Source organism: Sphingosinithalassobacter sp. CS137 (genome assembly GCF_014334115.1).
In the GTDB taxonomy this organism is placed as follows: Bacteria; Pseudomonadota; Alphaproteobacteria; order Sphingomonadales; family Sphingomonadaceae; genus Sphingomonas.
The window spans coordinates 746,708-765,924 of the sequence record NZ_CP060494.1; the positions used below are offsets into that span (position 1 = coordinate 746,708).

The 19,217-nt window shown below is 65.6% G+C and carries 16 protein-coding genes and 1 tRNA gene; 14 read left to right on the top strand and 3 right to left on the bottom strand.

All coding sequences use genetic code 11. From position 1 onward, the window contains the following. Positions 1-43: 43 nt before the first annotated feature. The gene (locus H7V21_RS03455) at positions 44-1,441 is read left to right on the top strand and encodes a short-chain fatty acyl-CoA regulator family protein (RefSeq protein ID WP_188055289.1); all 1,398 of its coding nucleotides are present in this window, start codon (positions 44-46) and stop codon (positions 1,439-1,441) included. A gap of 12 nt (positions 1,442-1,453) precedes the next feature. Here the strand turns inward: H7V21_RS03455 and H7V21_RS03460 are convergent, their stop codons facing one another. Beyond that, positions 1,454-1,717 (bottom strand): hypothetical protein, encoded by a 264-nt coding sequence (locus H7V21_RS03460; protein WP_188055292.1) that lies wholly within the window; start codon positions 1,715-1,717, stop codon positions 1,454-1,456. A 10-nt stretch (positions 1,718-1,727) separates the two neighbouring features. Then, a complete protein-coding gene (locus tag H7V21_RS03465) occupies positions 1,728-1,940 on the bottom strand; it encodes a hypothetical protein (RefSeq protein ID WP_188055294.1) in 213 nt (70 codons plus the stop codon). 116 nt (positions 1,941-2,056) lie between these two features. On the opposite strand from H7V21_RS03465, the gene H7V21_RS03470 reads away from it, so the two are divergent. The 13 genes from H7V21_RS03470 to H7V21_RS03530 all read left to right on the top strand — a co-directional run bounded on the left by H7V21_RS03470 (position 2,057) and on the right by H7V21_RS03530 (position 18,271). Continuing rightward, positions 2,057-2,818 carry a class II aldolase/adducin family protein gene (locus H7V21_RS03470; protein ID WP_188055297.1) on the top strand — a complete coding sequence of 254 codons (762 nt, stop codon included), beginning with the start codon at positions 2,057-2,059 and terminating at the stop codon, positions 2,816-2,818. Between the two features lie 23 nt (positions 2,819-2,841). Further along, entirely contained in the window at positions 2,842-3,348 is a 507-nt protein-coding gene (locus H7V21_RS03475) for a (2Fe-2S)-binding protein (protein ID WP_188055299.1), read from the top strand. Between the two features lie 106 nt (positions 3,349-3,454). After that, positions 3,455-4,285 (top strand): RcnB family protein, encoded by an 831-nt coding sequence (locus tag H7V21_RS03480; protein ID WP_262503989.1) that lies wholly within the window; start codon positions 3,455-3,457, stop codon positions 4,283-4,285. Between the two features lie 157 nt (positions 4,286-4,442). Next, complete coding sequence (locus H7V21_RS03485) at positions 4,443-5,123, top strand: 2OG-Fe(II) oxygenase (RefSeq protein WP_188056331.1); 681 nt, start codon at positions 4,443-4,445, stop codon at positions 5,121-5,123. A gap of 88 nt (positions 5,124-5,211) precedes the next feature. Continuing rightward, a complete protein-coding gene (gene recJ / locus H7V21_RS03490) occupies positions 5,212-6,975 on the top strand; it encodes a single-stranded-DNA-specific exonuclease RecJ (protein ID WP_188055302.1) in 1,764 nt (587 codons plus the stop codon). After that, entirely contained in the window at positions 6,972-7,226 is a 255-nt protein-coding gene (locus tag H7V21_RS03495; protein ID WP_262503990.1) for a hypothetical protein, read from the top strand. The genes recJ and H7V21_RS03495 overlap by 4 nt, the downstream gene beginning before the upstream one ends. Before the next feature lie 45 nt (positions 7,227-7,271). Next, a tRNA-Glu gene (locus H7V21_RS03500) sits at positions 7,272-7,347 on the top strand. Positions 7,348-7,933: 586 nt separating this feature from the next. Then, a complete protein-coding gene (locus H7V21_RS03505) occupies positions 7,934-8,407 on the top strand; it encodes an RNA polymerase sigma factor (RefSeq protein ID WP_188055307.1) in 474 nt (157 codons plus the stop codon). Positions 8,408-8,505: 98 nt separating this feature from the next. Further along, positions 8,506-9,339: a FecR family protein gene (locus H7V21_RS03510; protein WP_262503991.1), complete on the top strand. Its 834-nt coding sequence runs from the start codon at positions 8,506-8,508 to the stop codon at positions 9,337-9,339. A gap of 110 nt (positions 9,340-9,449) precedes the next feature. Then, positions 9,450-12,440 (top strand): TonB-dependent receptor, encoded by a 2,991-nt coding sequence (locus H7V21_RS03515; RefSeq protein ID WP_188055313.1) that lies wholly within the window; start codon positions 9,450-9,452, stop codon positions 12,438-12,440. Positions 12,441-12,520: 80 nt separating this feature from the next. Continuing rightward, complete coding sequence (locus H7V21_RS03520) at positions 12,521-14,086, top strand: alkaline phosphatase D family protein (RefSeq protein WP_188055316.1); 1,566 nt, start codon at positions 12,521-12,523, stop codon at positions 14,084-14,086. 655 nt (positions 14,087-14,741) lie between these two features. Beyond that, entirely contained in the window at positions 14,742-17,177 is a 2,436-nt protein-coding gene (locus tag H7V21_RS03525; RefSeq protein WP_262503992.1) for a TonB-dependent receptor plug domain-containing protein, read from the top strand. Then, positions 17,177-18,271 carry a cytochrome-c peroxidase gene (locus H7V21_RS03530; protein ID WP_188055319.1) on the top strand — a complete coding sequence of 365 codons (1,095 nt, stop codon included), beginning with the start codon at positions 17,177-17,179 and terminating at the stop codon, positions 18,269-18,271. The genes H7V21_RS03525 and H7V21_RS03530 overlap by 1 nt, the downstream gene beginning before the upstream one ends. Here H7V21_RS03530 and H7V21_RS03535 read toward each other — a convergent pair. Beyond that, positions 18,268-18,606: a TonB family protein gene (locus H7V21_RS03535; protein WP_188055320.1), complete on the bottom strand. Its 339-nt coding sequence runs from the start codon at positions 18,604-18,606 to the stop codon at positions 18,268-18,270. The two genes, H7V21_RS03530 and H7V21_RS03535, sit on opposite strands and share 4 nt — an antisense overlap. Between the last annotated feature and the right edge of the window lie 611 nt (positions 18,607-19,217).

Genomic DNA, 19,217 nt, shown 5'->3' on the forward strand with positions numbered 1-19,217 from the left:
GTTGCGAAGTTGCAGCCGCAGGGTTTGCAGATATGAAGCGCCGATGGAACCCCGCCGCCGCATCTTCGCCGGAGACCGTTTGCGCGATCTGCGCCGCCGCACCGGGCTCAGCCAGGCCGCGCTGGCGCGGCGGTTGGGCATTTCGGTCAGCTATCTATCGCAGATCGAGAACAACGATCGCCCGGTGACGGCGGCGGTCCAGCTCGCGCTCGCACGGGAATTCCCGTTCGAGCGGCTGGCGAGCGACGATGCGCTGCCGATGCTGCTCGCGGCGGTGGAGGCGGGCAGCGACGTGAGCGTGGCACGCGATCGGCTGAGCGAAGAGGCGGTGCGCCGCGCGCTCGAGCAGCAACCGCAGCTCGCACGCCGGCTGGTCGCCGTGCACGAAGCCTATCGCCGTTCACAAGAGCAGCTGCGCGTGCTCGACGATCGCGTCGAAAGCGGCGCGCAGGAAGGATCGCAGCTCCCCTGGGAGGAAGTCCGCGACTGGTTTCAGGCCGAGGGCAATTATATCGATGCGCTCGATCGTTCGGCCGAAGCGCTGCACGCGCGGCTGGGCGATCTGCCGCTCGAACGCGCGCTCGAGCAGCGGCTGCGCCAGTCGCACGGCGTGCGGCTGGAACGCGAAGGCGCTGACCATGCCGAACTCAGCCGCTTCGATCCGGAGGCGCGGAGCTTCCGCCTCAACGCCGGGCTGCCGCCCGAAAGCCGCTGCTTCCGCCTCGCCACGCTCCTCGTGCGGCTCGAACTCGCGAGCGAGATACGCGCCGTCGCCGAGCACGCGGCGCTGGCCAGCACTGCCGGCCGCGAGCTGCTATCGGTGGGTCTCGCCAACTATGCCGCCGGCGCGCTGCTGATGCCGTACGGCGCATTTCGCCAGGCCGCGCAGGAAATGCGGCACGACATCGATCGGCTGCGCCAGCGGTTCGGCGTCAGCTTCGAACAGGCGTGCCACCGCCTTTCGACGCTGCAACGCCCCGGCGCCGCCGGGCTGCCGGTATTCTTCTGCCGAGTCGACATGGCGGGCAACATCACCAAGCGCCATTCGGCGACGCGCCTGCAATTCGCCCGCTTCGGCGGCGCCTGTCCACTGTGGGTGGTGCACGAAGCGGTCGCGATTCCCGATCGGGTGCTCGTGCAGCTTGCCGAGATGCCCGATGGGACGCGCTATGTCTCGATGGCGAAGGGGCTGGTGAAGCCTTCCGGCAGCTTCTCCCGGCCGCCGCGGCGCTATGCGGTTGCGCTCGGCTGCGAGGAAAGCCACGCAGCCGATTTCGTCTATGCCGATGCGCTGCGCACCGGCGGCGCGGCCACTCCGATCGGCACCTCGTGCCGCATCTGCCCGCGCACCGACTGCGACCAGCGCGCTTTCCCGCCAGCCGCATCGATCATCGAGATCGATCCCGACGTGCGCGAGACCGTGCCCTACGCCTTCCGCTGAGTACGGCCAGGATCAGCCGGCGCGCTCGTCCTCGGGAGTAGGCGCCGTGCTGGAGCGCGTGGCGACATCACCGCCCAGCGCACTATTCTGGTCGCGGTCGCGCGTGCTGCCTTCATTCTCGATATCCTCGGTCGCGCCACGGGGCTCCGGCCCTGCGTCACGGCCGATCGCATCGGCCTCGGGCGCATAGGCGTCCTCGCGTTCGCTCGGGTTTCGCTGCTGCTCGTCCAGATGCCGTGAGCTGCCCTGGTGAAGCCTTCGATCGCCGTTGCTCATACCTGCTCTCCTATTCGTTCGTGCGGCCAAGGTCGTCGGCGCGCGCGCCGCCGCCCAGGCTGGAATCATTTTCGCGATCGCCTTCGACCGTACTCACGCCGCCGATCTCGTTCGGGCTTTCCCCGCTGCGGAACAGGCCCTTCGACTGGCCGATGCCGGGATTGTCCTTCAAGTCGTCGCGATGCCGCTCGCGGGGCTCGGTCTTGTCATGCTTGCTGCTCATCGAAAAACCTCCTTGGGTGGTAACCAACCGCATGAGATCGCTCGACGTTCCGGCCGTTTGCGCGGCTGCGCCGACCCGTGCGATATGTGTGCCAAGACAGAAGAGAGGAGCAGGAAATGGCCACCGCGATCGCCGAAAAGCCGCAGATGTCCGACGCCGAATGGGAAGCGCGGCAGCAGCTCGCCGCCTGCTACCGCGTGTTCGACATGCTCGGCTGGTCCGAGATGATCTACAACCACATCACGGTGAAGGTGCCGGGCGAGGACAACGCCTATCTGATCAATCCCTATGGCCTGCACTTCAGCGAAGTGAAGGCGTCGAACCTGGTTAAGATCGATATCGACGGCAACAAGCTGGATGGCTCACCCTATCCGGTGAACCCTGCGGGCTTCACCCAGCACAGCGTGTTCCACAAGCACCTGCCCGACGCGCATTGCATCATGCACACCCACACCACGGCGGGCATGGCGGTGAGCGCGCTGGAAGGCGGTCTTCAGCCGACCAACTTCTACGCCTGCAACTTCGTGGGGCAGATCGCCTATCATGATTTCGAAGGCGTGACGGTGCGCTCGGAAGAGGGCGAGCGGTTGATCGCCAATCTCGGCGGCAAGCGCGTCATGTTCCTGCGCAATCACGGCATCCTGGTGATGGGCCGCACGCTTCCCGAAGCCTTCATCAAGCATTGGGCGCTCCAGCGCGCCTGCGAGATCCAGCTCGCCACCTTGTCGATGGGCAAGCCGCTGCACGTCCCGGACGAAGTGGTGTCGGTGCATCAGCGCGATCTTTCGAAAGTGCAGATTCCCGGCGGGCAAGGCGCTGCCGACTTCGCCGCGATGGTGCGGCTGGTCGATCGCATCGACACAAGCTGGCGCGACTAACCGGATGATGGAATAGCGGCGTCATGACTCGCTTCACCGTCAACGGCAGCCCAGTCGAATATCTGATGGATCCGGAGACTCCGCTTCTCTGGGCACTCCGCGACGCCTCCAATCTCACCGGCACCAAATATGGGTGCGGCACCGGCGAATGCGGCGCCTGCACCGTCGACATCGACGGGCAGGCCCGCCTCGCCTGCCAGATCTCGATCGCCGCCGCCGAAGGGACGTTCGTAACCACGATCGAAGGGCTATCCGAGGGCCGCGACCACCCGGTGCAGCGGGCACTGATCGCCGCGAGCGTGCCGCAATGCGGCTATTGCATTCCCGGCATCGTAATGGCCGCCGCCGCGCTGCTGCGGACGAACCGTTCGCCCTCGCGCGACGAGATTGCAGACGCGATCCCAAACCTGTGCCGGTGCGGCATCTATCCGCGGCTGACCGACGCAATCCTGCAGGCGGCGCGGATCGCACGCGGCGAAGGCGGCGCCGAAGCCACGCCAGGGCCGGGGTTCGGCGACGCGCAACGATGAAGCTTGCCGCGCGCTTTCAGCGCAATTCAGCCACCGCTCATCTCGCATGGCCTATCAGCATGCTACCTCGAAGCCCGGCGCCGAGCCGGTCCTGCGGAGATTTGCAATGATGAAGCCCCTATTGGCGACGCTGATCGCCGCGACCGCCCTGATCCCCCCGGCAGCGCAAGCCCAGCAGCGCGAGCGCCAGCAGCAGCAGTGGGAGCAGCGCCAGCAGATTCGTGAGTCCGCCCGCGAACGGCGCCAGGCGGCACGCGAGCAGCGCCAGCAAAACGCGCCCGTGCAGCGCCAGCGTCCGGCTGCGGCGGAGCTCCCGCAGCAGCGACCGGCCGCGCGCCCCGACTTCCGCCAGGATCAACGCGAAGCACGTCAGGAACGCCGCGAGGAGCGGCGCGACTTCCGACAGGATCGTCAGGAGAACCGCGGCGAGGCTCGCGGCGATCGACGCGACTTTCGTCAGGATCGCCGGGAGGACCGTCGCGACTATCGGCAGGATCGTCGCGAGGACCGACAGGACGCTCGCCGCGACTGGAACCAGCGCGAGCGGCTGACGCGCCAGGCGCAACGCCGCTACAACGACTGGCGCGACGACGTTCGCTGGCGCAACGATCTGAACGACCGGCGCGACTGGAACCGTCGCTGGCGCAACGATCATCGCTACGACTGGCGCCATTATCGTACGCGCAACCGCAACATCTATCGCCTCCCGCGCTACTATCCGCCGCGGGGTTACAATTACGGCTATAATCGCTTCTCGATCGGCCTGACGATCGGATCGCTGCTGTTCGCACCGAACTACTGGATCGATGATCCGTGGTACTATCGCCTGCCGCCGGCCTATGGGCCCTATCGCTGGGTTCGCTATTTCGACGATGCGCTGCTGGTCGATATCCGAACCGGCACCGTGGTCGACGTGGAATACGGCATCTTCTGGTAAGCGCCGGAACGGGGCCCGGATGCGGAAGAGCTTCGGCTCGCCGCATCCGGGCCCTTTTGCGTCTTCGGCGCCGGCGCTAGCCTCTTGCAATCGGCGGCTCGCACTGCACAGTGGCGGCGTGACACAGACGACCCGCAGAAAAACCGGCAGCCAGTCGATGAGCCGCGCGCGCATCGGCCGCGACGTCGCCGCCCGCCTCGAAGCCAATCCCTTCATCAAGAAGGCCAAGGTCGACGCGGCGCAAATCTATTATTTCCCCGATTATCTGAACGACGCCGAATGCGACATGCTGGTCGAGCGGATAGACGCCAACCGGCGTCCCTCGACTCTGCTCGCGACGCACGACGATCCGGATTTCCGCACCAGCGACAGCTGCGATCTCGACCGCTGGGCGCCTGAAATCCGCGCGATCGACGAGCGGCTGGCGCATCTCCTCGGCATCCCGCCCGAACATGGCGAGACGATGCAGGGCCAACGCTATGCCGTCGGCCAGCAGTTTCGCGCGCATTGCGACTATTTCCACGAGACCGAGGCCTATTGGCAGGACATGGTCGATCAGGGCGGTCAGCGCACCTGGACGGCGATGATCTACCTCAACGAAGTCGACGAGGGCGGCGCCACCTGGTTCCCCCGCGCCGGCATCCGAGTCGCGCCGCGCAAGGGCCTGCTGCTGATGTGGAACAATATGCTCCCCGACGGCAGCCCGAACTACGACACGCTCCACGAAGGCATGGCGGTGCTCGAGGGCACCAAATACATCATCACCAAATGGTTCCGCGAGAACGCCTGGATCCGCACCGCGGTGCCCACCTACACCTCGCCCGGCCGAGAGTCCTAGGCCTCGCCAAGCACGGGAATCCCGTGCCCAGGCTGTGATCGGCCCCAGCCCCATTCCCCTGTCAGGCGCAGCGCGCTACCGGTCGTTCATGTCCCACGCCCTCAACATCGATCGCTCGCTCTCCGGCCAGCCCTGGCGCTGGCGTGGACTCGCGGCAGATGCGCGGGATCCCGGGTTCGCGCCCGACGACCTGGTCACGCAGCTACTGCTCGCGCGTGGCTGCGCGCGCGAACTGCTCGAGCAGCATCGCGCACCCAGCATCCGCGCATTCATGCCCGATCCGTCGATCTTCCGCGACATGAACCGTGCGGCCGAGCGGTTGGCGGATGCGGTTCAGGCAGGCGAATCGCTTGCTGTGTTCGGCGACTATGACGTCGATGGCGCCACGTCCGCCGCGCTGCTGATCCGCCTGCTGCGCGATCTTGGGCTCGAGGCGCGGGCCTATATTCCCGACCGGCTGATGGAAGGCTATGGCCCCTCCGGCGAGGCGCTGGTGCGGCTCCATCGCGAAGGGGCGAGCCTGATCGTCACCGTCGACTGCGGCGCCCAGGCGTTCGAGGCGCTGGCGATGGCCCGCGATGCGGGCGTCGACGTGATCGTGGTCGATCATCACAAATGCGCGAGCGAACTGCCGCTCGCCCATGCGCTGGTGAACCCCAACCGCCTCGACGAAGCCGAGGGCGCCGAGCACGGCCACCTCGCCGCAGTGGGAGTCGCCTGGCTGCTCGGAGCCGCGCTGGTCCGCACGCTGCGCGCGCGCGGCTATTTCGCCGGCCGGCCGGAGCCGCGGCTGCTCGACATGCTCGATCTCGTGGCGCTCGGCACCGTTGCCGATGTCGCGGCGCTGCGCGGCCTCAACCGCGCCTTCGTGGCGCAGGGGCTCAAAGTGATGGCGCAGCGGCGCAATATCGGCCTCAACGCGCTGATCGAAGTCTCGCGGCTGACGCGCGCGCCGATTTGCTCGGACCTCGGATTCGCGCTCGGCCCGCGCATCAATGCCGGCGGACGCGTGGGCAAGTCCGATCTCGGGGTGCGGCTGCTCACTACCCGTGACGGTGACGAAGCGCGCGCGATCGCAGCCGAGCTCGATCTGCTCAACGAAGCGCGCCGCGCGATCGAAACCGAGGTCCAGGCCGCCGCCGAGGCGCTGTGCGAGCGGCAGGGCAACCGCGCCGTCGCGGTGGTTGCGGCGCGCGGCTGGCACGCGGGCGTGATCGGCATCGTCGCCGGGCGGCTCAAGGAACGGCTCGGCCGCCCCGCCATCGTGATCGCGATCGACGAGGACGGCACCGGCAAGGGCTCGGGCCGCTCGATCCCCGGGGTGGACCTGGGAGCGGCGGTGCTGGCGGCGAAGGACACCGGCCTGCTCCGTGCGGGCGGCGGCCATGCGATGGCGGCGGGGCTGACGGTCGCCGAGGACGGAGTCGAGCGTCTGTCCGATTTCCTCGAGGAACGATTGTCCGAGCGCGTGGCGCAGGCGGTGGGCGAGCGGGCGCTGCTGCTCGATGCGGTCGTGGCGCCCGGCGGAGTCAATCCGTCGCTGGTGGAGGCGCTGGAGGCAGGCGGCCCCTATGGCATGGGCTGGCCCGCTCCGCGGGTCGCGGCCGGGCCGGTGAAGGTGGTGAAGGCCGATTGCGTGGGCACCGGGCATGTTCGCCTGATCGTAGCGGGCGACGACGGCCGCAGCCTCAAGGCCGTGGCGTTCCGCCAGGCCGAGACCGAGCTCGGCCAGGCGCTGCTCGCCGCCCCGCCCTATCGCAAGCTCTGGATCGCCGGCCGCGCGAAGATCGACGACTGGGGCGCCCGCCCCGCCGCCGAGCTGCATCTCGACGACGCGGCATGGGCCGAATGACGCGGCTCCCCGCGCTGCCGGAAATCCGCCGCGTCGCCTTCTTCAAGCGCGACGAGCTGACGACCGACCTCATCTGTTGCGAAGTGGTGACTGCGAAGGGCGCCTTCCTCTTCCATGAGGAGCAGTCCGCATGGCAGGATCTGATCGCCAGCCTCGAACGGCTCCCGGGCTTCCGCCGCGACTGGTACGCAGCGGTCGCGAGTCCGGCCTTCGCCCCCTCCCCGCTCCTCGCCTTTGAAAGAGACGCTTGACCCGCCGCTCCGCTTTCCCTAACCGGCCACTCCACGCTTCGGCATGGCCCCTTCGTCTAGCGGTCTAGGACGCGGCCCTTTCACGGCTGAAACACGGGTTCGATTCCCGTAGGGGTCACCAGATTGCCTTCCCAGGGCATCCCAAAACGTGCCGTAAATGGCTGTTTTCCCTTGCGGCGTTGCCGGTGATCGCGATCGAAGCGGCTGAGACCCGCGGCGCGGCTGACGGCGATCGGAGCGAGCCCGATCGGCTACGATCTGCACGGGAACCTCACCAGTTCGAACGCCATCGGCTACGGCTATAATCTCGACAATCTGCTCGCCGGCATGTCGAACGGCGCAACGTTCAGCTACGATCCGCTGGGTCGCCTGACGAGCTATGGCAGCGCTGCTCAGACGCGCTTCCTGTATGACGGCGTCGAGATGGCCATAGCGACGACGGGCGCTCGTGATCGAAGCTGCGGAGCCGCGGCATCCTTTCGAAAAGTTCGCAGTTCTAGCGCTCAGCACGGCACAAGCGATCACCCCCGAAGTTCGACCGAACCCGACAGTCGTCCGTCGGCAACATTGCTGTCATAGAGCCTCGGTACGAGCCGGGCGTGCGCGACAGGGCCTCAAGTCAGCGTCCCGAACAAGGAACCGAAAGTGACGGGTCGAACGGACCCGGGGCGGTCGGTCCCGCTGTGCCGGAGACGGAATGGAGCGCCTTGCGGCAGGCACTCGTCGCCTATGTGCAGCGTCGCGGCAATTCCCGGGATGTCGCCGAGGATGTCGCGCAGGAAAGCCTCTCGAAACTGCTCCGCTATACCGAGCGAAACCGGCCCGCGAGCCTGTATGCGCTCGCGTTCAAGATCGCCGCGAGTACGCTTGTGGATCGCGCGCGCGGGGAAGCGCGCTACAGCCCGCCGGTCGACGAGGGGCATGCGTGCAGCGTTCCGCTGCCCGATACGGTGGCGGAGGACCGGGAGCAGCTGGCGCTGCTCAAGATCGCACTCGACCAGATGCCGCCGCTGCGCCGCGCGGTGCTGGTCCGGCGCAGACTGGAGAACCAGTCGTGCGCCCGCATTTCCGCCGAACTCGGCCTTTCGGTGGCGGCGGTGGAAAAACATGTCGTCCGCGGGCTTGGCGACCTGCGCGCGGCGATGGCGGATCGCCGGGATCGCGATAAGGTGCTTTCGTGACGCGCGAAGAGAAGATCAGGTCGGAAGCTGCCTATTGGCTTGAGCGAATGAACCGGCCGGTGTTCGAACCGGCCGAGGGGGCGGCGTTCGATCGCTGGATGAACGACGACGGCCGTCATCGCGAGGCATTCGCCGATATGGCGGCGGTGTGGGATGCGCCGCTGGTGGCAAGCGCGCTCGCCGAGCAGCCGGGCGCGGTGCAGCCGCAGAACTCGGAAGAGGCTTCGCTCCCCGCCCGCCGGGTCCCGGTCATGTGGCTCTCGGGCGCGGCGGCTGCGCTGGTTCTTGCAGCGCTGATCTGGCTGCTACCCGCGCTGCCGCGCAGCTATGAAACCGCCCCTGGAGCACTCGGCTCGATCGCGCTCGCCGATGGAAGCACCGTGGCGCTGGGGGGTAACAGCGCGATCCGCGTCCGCTATCTGCCCTGGCGCCGCGAGGTACGTCTTACGCGGGGCGAGGCGACGTTCGACGTGGCGCACGAGGCAAGCCGCCCCTTCGCAGTGCTTTCCGGGGTGGCGCGCGTCACCGTCACCGGAACGAGCTTTCATGTCGACCGGCTCGGCGAGGAGACAGTGGGGGTACAAGTCGCGCGCGGATCCGTGCGCGTCGAGGCAAAAGACGAGATGCTTCGGCTCGGCGCCGGCGAGGCCGCGCGCGCGGGCGGCGACGGGCTCGCCCGCGTTCCGATGCAGGACGAGGATCGCAGTTGGCAGTCCGGCTGGTTTGTCGCCAATGACGTTCCGCTCGGAGATCTGATTGAAAAACTTCGCCGCTACAGTAAATTGCCAATCCGCGTTGCCGATCCTGAAATAGAAGATCGTATCATCATGGGCCGGTTCAATATCTCGAAGCCGGAAGAGGTGCTGCGATCTATGTCGATTTCCTATGGCGTCAATGTTGATACCAACGAAAGATGGATAATTATTTCGTAGTTAAAGTGCAGCATTTCAGTCGCGGAACTTTAACAAAAAACTTCTGTCCGGATCGGTGGATCCGCTCCGTTTAATCCCCGGAAACCAATCACTGGGGGGTAACGATGCGAATGAACTTATTCACGCTGCTCAGCAGCGCCGCTGCCGTTGCGGTCGTGGCGCAGCCGGCGCTGGCGCAGGATGCCGACCACAGCCGCACCTATCGCTTCGAGCAGCCCGCGCAGGAGCTGGGCGATGCGCTGATCGCTTTCTCGCGCGTCACGCAGCTGCAGATCGCCTCCTCTCCCGCCGACGTGCGCGGGCTTCGCAGCCCTCCCGTACGAGGCGAGATGACCGCGCAGGCAGCGCTTGCGCGAATGACGCGGGAGCTGCCGGTGGACGCACGCATCGCGGGCCGCACGGTGACGGTGGCGCGCCGGACGGCCGCAGCGACGGGCACGAATGTCGTAGCGCACAACCGCCCGACTCCCGCAGAGCGCCGCGAGAGGCAGGACATGCCCTATTTCGCGCCGGCGTCTGAGCCGGAAGAGATCGTCGTCACGGGCTATCGCGAAAGCCTGGACCAGGCGCTTGTGCTGAAGAAGCAGGCTACGGGATCGAAGGAAGTGATCCTCGCCGAAGACATCGGCAGCTTTCCCGACCAGAACCTTGCTGAGGCACTGCAGCGCGTCCCCGGCGTAGCGATCAGCCGCGACAGCGGCGAAGGACGGCAGATCTCACTGCGCGGCCTCGGCCCCGAGTTCACGCGCACGCAAATGAACGGCATGGAAGTGCTGAGCAACACTGCTTCGGGGCTCGACAGCCGCAGCGGCGCCAGCCGGACGCGCTCGTTCGATTATAATGTGTTCGCTTCCGAGCTGTTCAACCAGGTGGTGGTCGAGAAGTCCTATTCCGCCGAGCAGGACGAGGGCGGCATCGGCGGCACGGTAGCGCTGCGCACTGCCAAGCCGTTCGACTATGGTGCAACCACGCTCGTCGCCAGCGCAAAGCTGCAGAGCAACCAATATACCGAAACACTCACGCCGCGCCTCGTTGCGCTGGCATCCACCCGCTCGGACGATTTTGGTGCGCTGGTGTCGGCTGCATATAGTTCGGCCGACACGATCGAATGGGGCTATCGCAACTGGAACTGGTCGCGAATGAACTTCGGCGCGGGCAATGTCGGCCCCGCGATCGATTCGGCGACACGTGACCTGCTGGTGAATGCCACCGGGGACGATCGCGTGTGGAACTCGCGGGCCCAGACCTACGCCAGCTGGTTCAACCATCGCGAGCGGCTGGGGCTTACCGGTACGCTGCAGTACAACCCCGATGATGCGACCGACGTGACGCTCGACGTGCTCTACGGCCGTCTGACGAACGACCGCGACGAACATGTCATCGGCAACGCCGGGACGAACGGCCTGTCCGCCAACGATGTGCGCGGCACCCAAGTGCTTCAGGACGTGACGATCGACCAATACAACAGCATCATCGCCGCCACGGTGAGCGGCGTCGATGTCCGCTCGGAATCAAAGCCGACGCAGGATCGCACTGATTTCTGGCAGGTGGCGCTGAACGGGCGTACCGCCGTGACCGATTCGCTCACCTTCACCGGACTGGCGGGCTGGTCGAGCTCTGTCTTCGATTCGCGCTGGGACCGGGTCTATCTGGAGTCGGTCGGTCACACCGTCTCTTTTACTGGGCTCGACACTCAGAATCCGGTCAACAGCTATGATTTCGATCCGGCTGATCCCGCGGCCTGGGATCTCCAGTCGCTCCAGTGGCGCGAAGACCATATCGAGAGCGAATTCTACACCGCCGGGGCTGACCTTGCCTGGAGCGTGGCCGAAGGCTCGGTGCTCAAGGCGGGCGGCGAGTTCAAGAAGTTCGAGAACAGCGGTTATCGCTACAATGCGAGCGCCAATTTCGAGAACCGAAACGCGCTCGCATCGTTGCCGACGATGCTCACACCATATTCCACTGCTATCCCCTATGTCGTGGCCGACGTTGCAGCGACGTTCGCCGCGCTGGGGATCGATGCGTCGCTCGACGACAGCGACCTTTCAGCCGGGACGAATTATTCGCTTACCGAACAGACCTGGGCAGCATTCCTCCAATACGACCTGCAGACCCAGGTTGGCGGCATGGGGCTGCGCGCGAACATCGGCGTGCGCTACTATGACACTGAACTGGTCTCGCGGGGCTCTTCAGTGACGAACGCGGGGCTGGTGCCGGTGGAGATCACCAGCCGCTACGACGGCTTCCTTCCCGCGCTCAACATCGCGCTGGACGTCACTCCTGAACTCGTCGTGCGCTTCAGTGCCAATCGGAACATCAGCAGGCCCGGTCTGGGAGAACTGAGCGCCGCTGCGACGGTTCGCGTCGCGGGCTATGGCGGCACGATCAGCGCGGGCAATCCCTATCTTACGCCGTACACCGCCAATTCGATCGAAGGATCGGTGGAATATTATGACGGAACGCGCGGGTTCCTGGGGATCGGGCTTTTCTACAAGGACATGGAGTCGTTCGTCACGACCGAGACCGCGACCGTACCCTACAGCGAAACCGGCTTTCCGCTCAGCCTTCTCGAAGACGGGCAGGACGGCTCGATCGTCTTCAACTTCACGCGGCCGGTGAACGGTCCGGGTGCGTCGATCCGCGGGGTCGAAGTCTCGGGCAAACGCGACTTCGACTTCCTGCCCGCGCCGTTCGATGCATTCGGCGCGCTGGCGAACGTCACTTATGCGGACGGCACGACCGACGTATATTACAACGCCGTTCCCTACGAACTCACGCTCGTCGATCTCTCCAAATGGTCGTACAATGCCACGCTCTACTATGACACCGAACGGGCCGGTGCGCGCGTGTCGCTCGCCTCGCGCGATCGCTACCGCAAGGGGAACGGTGGCAATAACAACATCGGCGAGTATTTCGCGCCCTCCACTGTGCTGGACGCTACCGCCTACTTCAACGTGACACCACGCATTCAATTGCGGGTGGAAGCGCTGAACCTGACTGACGAGCCGATCCTCCATTATGCCGATACCGATGCAAAGCGGCTGATGACGAGCACGTTCAGCGGCCGCACACTCACCTTCGGCGCGTCGATCCGCTTTTGATACGCGCGCGCTGCCCGCCGCGCCTGCAAGCGCGCGGCGGGCAGCGGGTGCCGTCCCATTGTATTTATCGGATATCCGCAATGACCTTGTCCTCAATCGGCCGGCGCGGTGTACTTGCATCAGGCTTCGGCCTTGCTGCCGCAGGGTTCGCCGGGACGGCGCGTGGACGTCACCTGTTCCGCGAAGATCCCTTCACTCTGGGCGTTGCGGCTGGCGATCCGGCGCCCGATGGCTTCGTGATCTGGACGCGCCTTGCGCCGCATCCGATCGAGGCGAGCGGCGGCATGCCCGGCTTCGACGTGGAACTGGGCTGGGAGGTCGCGGCCGATTCGCAGTTCCGGCACGTCGTGCGCAGTGGGCGCGCCATCGCAATTGCCGCGTTCGCTCATTCGGTGCATGCCGAAATCGGCGGTCTCCTGCCGCATCGGCCCTATTGGTATCGCTTCGTGGCGCCGGACAATCTGCCGAGCCCGATCGGCATCGCGCGCACGCTTCCGCTGCCCGGAGCGGAAATGGCGCGGGCCCGCATCGCAGTGGTCGGCTGCCAGGACTATGAGCGCGGCCTCTATACTGCCTATCGTCATCTCGCAGCGGAACCCGACCTAGATGCGGTGTTTCACTACGGCGACTATATTTACGAATTCGGGCCGCGCTCCGACAACGTCGTCCGTCGCCACTGGGGCGGCGAAGCAACGACACTGTCCGACTATCGGCTTCGCTACGCGCAGTACAAGCTCGACCCGGACCTTCAGGCAGCGCATGCCGCCGCCGCGTTCATCATGTCGTTCGACGATCATGAGATCGACGACAATTGGGCCGGGGAGTTCGGCAAGGATACCGGTGCCACCGCCGCGTTCGCCGCGCGCAAGGCGGCCGCCTTTCAGGCATGGTATGAACATATGCCCGTGCGCCCCGCCATGCGGCCAGGCGGGTCGGGCGTGCGCTGCTACCGCCGCTTCGATTTCGGCCGCCTGATGCGGATGCACGTGCTCGATACGCGCTCGTACCGCAGCCGACAGGAGTGCGAAGGCGGCGGGATGACGGCGGAGCAGCGGGACGCTTGCACACCACAGTACCCGCCTGGACGAACCATGCTGGGTGTCGCGCAGGAGGCCTGGCTCGACGCCGGCCTCAGCAACGACGCCGCTTGGAACTTCGTCGCGCAACAGGTCATGATGATGCCCTATGACGCGCGGAAGGACGGCGAGACGGTCGCCCGTCGCAGCACCGACAATTGGAACGGCTATCCGCAGGCGCGGCGCCGCTTCGTCGAAACGATCCGTCGCCATGGTCTGACGAACGTCGTCGTCGGCAGTGGCGACATGCACCAGAATGTCGTCGGCTACATTCCCGCCGATCCGGACGATCCGAGTGCGTCTCCGGTAGCAAGCGAATTCCTGGCGACCTCAATATCATCGGGAGGTACGGGCGGCCTTCGTCACTCGAACGAACTGCGAGCTCTGAACAACAACCCGAACGCGCTTCTGCTCAACAACCAGCGCGGCTATCATCTACATTCCGCCACGGCACAGCAGTGGTTGGCGGAAATCAAGGTGGTGGACCAGGTCCACCGCCCTGGAGGCTTGGCAGCCACCTTCGCCAAGTTCGCCGTGGATCCGCGACGACCGGCCCCTGAAGCAGGATAGCCACATACTTCCAGAAAGTTGATCTTGCACCTACAAGTTTTTGGTAGCGCGGACAAATGTAACCCGTCGCGATCTCGCCCCTCGGTGCAAATCGACGCCGAGCGACGTCAGCTTTCGGAAAAGCTGAATTCTCTGTCGAACAGCTGCTTATGGGGCGATAGGCCGCGGATCATCAACGGCACAATGCGCAACCGGTCGCCCAAAATCAACTCGTCACAGTGGAGTGACGCGTGTGACTTCTAGTGCGACGAGTCATGTGCGAAAAATGCTCCGCGAGCGTTGATCGTATCTCGCTGAATCAAGTGTTTACGCAGGAAGCTGTCTGAAGCGCAGGATGTGCCGAATTCCACGGCTCCATCCAGATTTCTGATGTAGCCAAGCACCTGAAAAGTAGCAAGTTTCTCTGCGAGCTAACCGCGTGGCACCCTGTTGTGGATCGTCGGACGCGCCCTCCTCCGCCACCGGGCAGAAGGCGCGCCTAGCGGGACCGAAGAGGCTCCGGCGTCAGCCAGCGCTTTTCCTGTGCGGCCACCCGGATCGCTGAGCTTGCCGAACCAACGACTCCTCATTATGCGAGCGATTCGCATTAGCATTTGGGGGAGTGGGAGTTTTGACGAAGTTCATTTTGTTGACCAGCGCGGCTGCGATTTGGTTGGTGAACGCTGGGTCCGCGCACGCGCAGGACGCCAACCGGCTGCCCGAAGTGGTTGCCGAGGGCGATCGCGCGCCCGTGCCCTACCAACCGGGCGAAGGTGTGGAGACCGGCACCAGCACGATCGAGCGCCAGCAGGTCGTGATCGGCACACCCGGATCTGGCGACGTCAACCAATTGCTCAAGACGCTGCCGACCGTACAGTTCACGCGCGACGAGGGTCTGGCGACGCGCGAGGAGATCCAGGACCTGCGGCCCGCGGATATCTCCATTTCCGGCGGCCGCTTCTACGAGAACCTGTTCACGCTTGACGGCATCGACGTTTCGTCGCGAATGGATGTCACACAAGACAATCCGTTCAACTTCAACGAAGTCGCAGGTGCGGGCGCGCAGGGGCTGTGGCTCGATTCCGAACTGGTCGGAAGCGTGACGTTGCGCGACTCCAATGTCTCTGCCGAATATGGCCGCTTCACCGGCGGCGTGCTGGAAATCGAAAGCCGCGCACCGGCGCCGGTGATCCGTGCCAGCGCAAATGCCAGCTACACCTCCGACGCACTGACCAGCTTCAAGGTGTCGGACCGCTCGCGCGAAGCGCTGGGGGCAGACTTCCCGGAGCGTCCCGAGTTCGAGAAGTGGCGCTATGGGGCGAGCTTCGACCTGCCGGTGATGGATGGAGTCACCACGCTGTTCGCCTATAACCGCTCACAAGCGGATGTGACCTATTTTCGAGGAAGGAACTACGGCAACGCGCCATTCGGCCAGTCGAGCCTGAGCGAAAATTTCCTGGGCAAGCTGCAGACTGAGCTGGGCGGCGGGACGAGCGCGACGGCACAGCTGACCTATAGTCCCTATCGCAGCGAGGCATCGAACGCGAACGGCGTCGACAACCTTATCACCAGCCATGGCGGCGGCATCACGGGGCGCCTGGGGGTAACCCATACGGGCGACATCGATTGGTCGATCGATGCGACATTTGCGCATACAGACACGAGCCGCGAAGCGCCCGCGTTCAACTACTCCATTCCTTCCTCGACCACCAACGGCAATGTCTGCGCCGCGACCAACTGCACGATCGGCGGTTTCGGCGATCTGGAACAGCGCCAGAACAACTATGGGCTGAAAGCGCGCGCGTCGGCGCCCACGGGGTTCGGGTTGCTGAGCGCGGGGTTCGACTATCAGCGGATCGACGCGCGGCGGCAGCGATCCGAGGATGGCGGTGCGTTCCAGATGGGCGTGACGGGCGCGAACATCGTCTGCGCTCAGGGCGACAGCCTTGCATGCGTTACCGGCGAATATGCGCTCACGCGTCAGCAGGTCTACCGAGCCTATGATGCCCACGTCGAACTCGACAGCGTCGCCGCCTGGATCGAAGCTAGAGCCGATATGGGCGAGATCACCGCGCGCATCGGCCTGCGCTACGATCATGAGGGTTTCCTCGAGAACCACAACTTTGCGCCCCGGCTGTCGGTGGCCTGGCAGACGCCTCTAGACGGCTGGTCGGCGACCTTGGGCGCAAACCGCTACTATGGCCGCTCGCTGCTCGCCTATGCGATGCGCGCACAGTATCCTGTCAACGTGACACTGGAGCGGGCGGCCGTGATCAGCGGGGGTAATCGCGTTTATTCGGACAATTGGACGATCCGGAGTCTCAGCAAGAGCGCGACCTATTCGGGCGACGGTGCGCTTGAGACGCCCTATTCGGACGAGCTGAGCGCAGGGATCAACGGAGGCTTGCTTGGCGGCACGCTGAGTCTGCGCGGCATCTATCGCGAAGGGCGAAACGAATTCACCCGTGCGCCAGGCACGACCGAGACGATCGTGCTGGAGAACGGCCTCACCGACACCTACACCCAATACACGCTGGCGAACGATGGATTCAGCAGCTATCGCGGCGCGTCGCTGGAATATGTTCGAAGCTTCGGCAAGCACAGCCTTGGTCTCAACCTCAACTGGTCGAAGACGCGCAGCAGCAACGACGACTATCTGGTCGACGTGCAGGACACGCTCGACGGCACTCCGGTGTTGTTCCAGGGGGAAGTGATGACGATCGATGAAGTCGAAGCGCTCAACCAGCGCGAAGACTTCGCCTCGCCGCTGCTCGGCAACATCACTTGGACGGCGCTGTGGCTTGACGATCGAATCCAGACCAACGTCAATTTCCGGTACCGGCACGGCTTCTCGCGGATTGAGGACACTGGCGTCAACGAGACGGTCGAAGGGGTCCGCTATGACGTGTTCGACCACGTCGAATATCCCGACGCGCTCGACGTCAATCTCAATGCGCGCATCGACGTGATCAGAACCGCCCTCGGCAAGGTCACTGCGGACGTGCGGGTCGCGAACCTGCTCGACAACACGCCCGCGCCGAACTCTACGCTGACCACGCAGCCCTATCAGTTCGGCCGATCGTTCTGGGTCGGCCTGAACTGGCGCTTCTGATGCCGCGCGCGCTCGGGGTCCTCGGCTGGCTGCCGCACGCCTCGCTGGCGGCGTCGGCGCTGCTGTTCGCCGCGGCGGTCGGCGCGCGGGCAGTCGAGCCGGTCGATCTGCGCGCGGCCTATTCCGGCACGCCCGGAAGCTGGCCCCGGCCGCAGCTGCGGCCGGGGGCCGTTTTCGCGGAGTTCGCCCCCCTACCCCCGCGCACGACGCCCGACGCCCGAGAGGCCAAGTGGATTGAGCTCGGCGCGAAGCTGTTCGATGATCCGCGCCTCTCGGCTTCGGGGCAGATCGCCTGCGCTTCGTGCCACGCCGCCGAGCTGGCGTTCACCGATGCGTTGCGAACTTCCTTCGGGCATGATCGGCAGCGCGGCCGGCGCAATTCTCAAGGCTTGCTCGTGACGCGCTGGATGACGCCCTTGTTCTGGGACGGCCGCGCCGCGACGCTCGAGGAACAGGCGCTGCATCCGATCACCGACGGGAAGGAGATGGCTGCCGAACTTGCCGATGTCGAACAGCGGATGAATGCAGTGCCGGAGTATCGCGAGGCCTTCGCGGAGCTGACCGGGCGGTCAGCCATACGCCGGGGCGACGTGGCCGACGCCCTGGCCGCGTTCCAGCGCAGTCTGCGCCCGCGCGGCACGCGCTTCAGCCGGTTCGTCGCCGGCGACAATCGTGCCCTGGACGACCGGCAGTTGCTCGGATTGCACCTGTTCCGCACGAAAGCGGGATGCGCCAATTGCCACAATGGCATGTTGCTGAGCGACCGACGGTTCCACAATCTGGGTCTCAGCTTCTACGGCAGGGCGCGCGAGGATCTCGGGCGGTGGGAAGTCACCCGCCTGCCGGAGGATGTCGGCCGGTTCCGCACGCCGTCGCTGCTGAACGCTGGGCGGACCGCACCCTATATGCACAACGGATTGTTGCGCAGTTTCGCCAATGTCGTCGCCTTCTACAATGCCGGCGGCGGGCGCGACCGGCGACCTAGCGCACTGGAAGGGGATGCGCCGCAGCCGACTCCCGATCCGTTGCTCGCGCCGCTGCACCTCACGCGCGAGGAGCAGGAGGCGCTGGTCGCGTTCCTCGAAACGCTCTAGCTGCGCGCGCGGTACCGCATCGGCACTTCGAAGGTGAGCGGCTCGCTGCGCGCCGCTTCGGGCGGCCGGGGAAAGGGTGACGCCGCCCGCACCTGCCGCAGCGCGAGCGCATCGAGCCAGTCGATCCCGCTTTCGCGCACGATCCGCACGTCCCGTACTCGGCCGCGCCGATCGACCGAGAAGGCGATCAGTACCGTCGCGTCGAACCGGTCGCGGACGAATTCGTTCGGGAACCGCTTATGCCGCTCCAGCCAGGCAAGGACACGCTGCGCATAGCGGTCCGCCCCCGATTGCGGCGGTGGGGCGGGCGCATCTGCGGGCTCGGTTGGCGACATTTGGGTGGCGACGGAGGCACTGGGTGCGGGTGAGCTCGTTCCGTCAGACAGCGCCGGAAGTGCCGGTAGAGTGAGAGCCGGGGTGAGCGGGATTGGCGCCTCCGCAGCGCTGCGCGGGGGAATCAGTGGCGCGGAGATCGCTCGATCCGTCGCGGTCGGCGCAACATGCGTTGGCCGCGCGGTCTGAACGGGTGCGGCAGGCTCGGCGGCCTCGGCGACCGGCTCGGCAATCGCAATCGGCTCGAACAGCCGCAATGCAGCGTCCCCTCGCGCCTGCTGCGCGCCCTGTGGAAACGAAAACTCGAGGAGGATCACTGCAATCAGCCCGGTCGTAAGGGCGAACGAGGCCAACGAAGAAAGAGAGCGAACCGCAAGCATGGCGGGCTTCTACGCGATTGCGAATCAATAGCAAATGTCCGGCGTAAGCGCTTTACGTGACGCCGGCCTAGTGGGTAATCAGCGGCGCGCCCTTCCAAGCTGCATGAAAGGCAGTTCGCGACGGTTCGTGACGGCGAACGTCGGCTGCGTCGGCCCGATCAGCGACATTCGGTGCACGGTTCCGGTCCGCTGGAGACCCGCTTCGCGATCTCGGGGTTGGTTGGCCATATCGG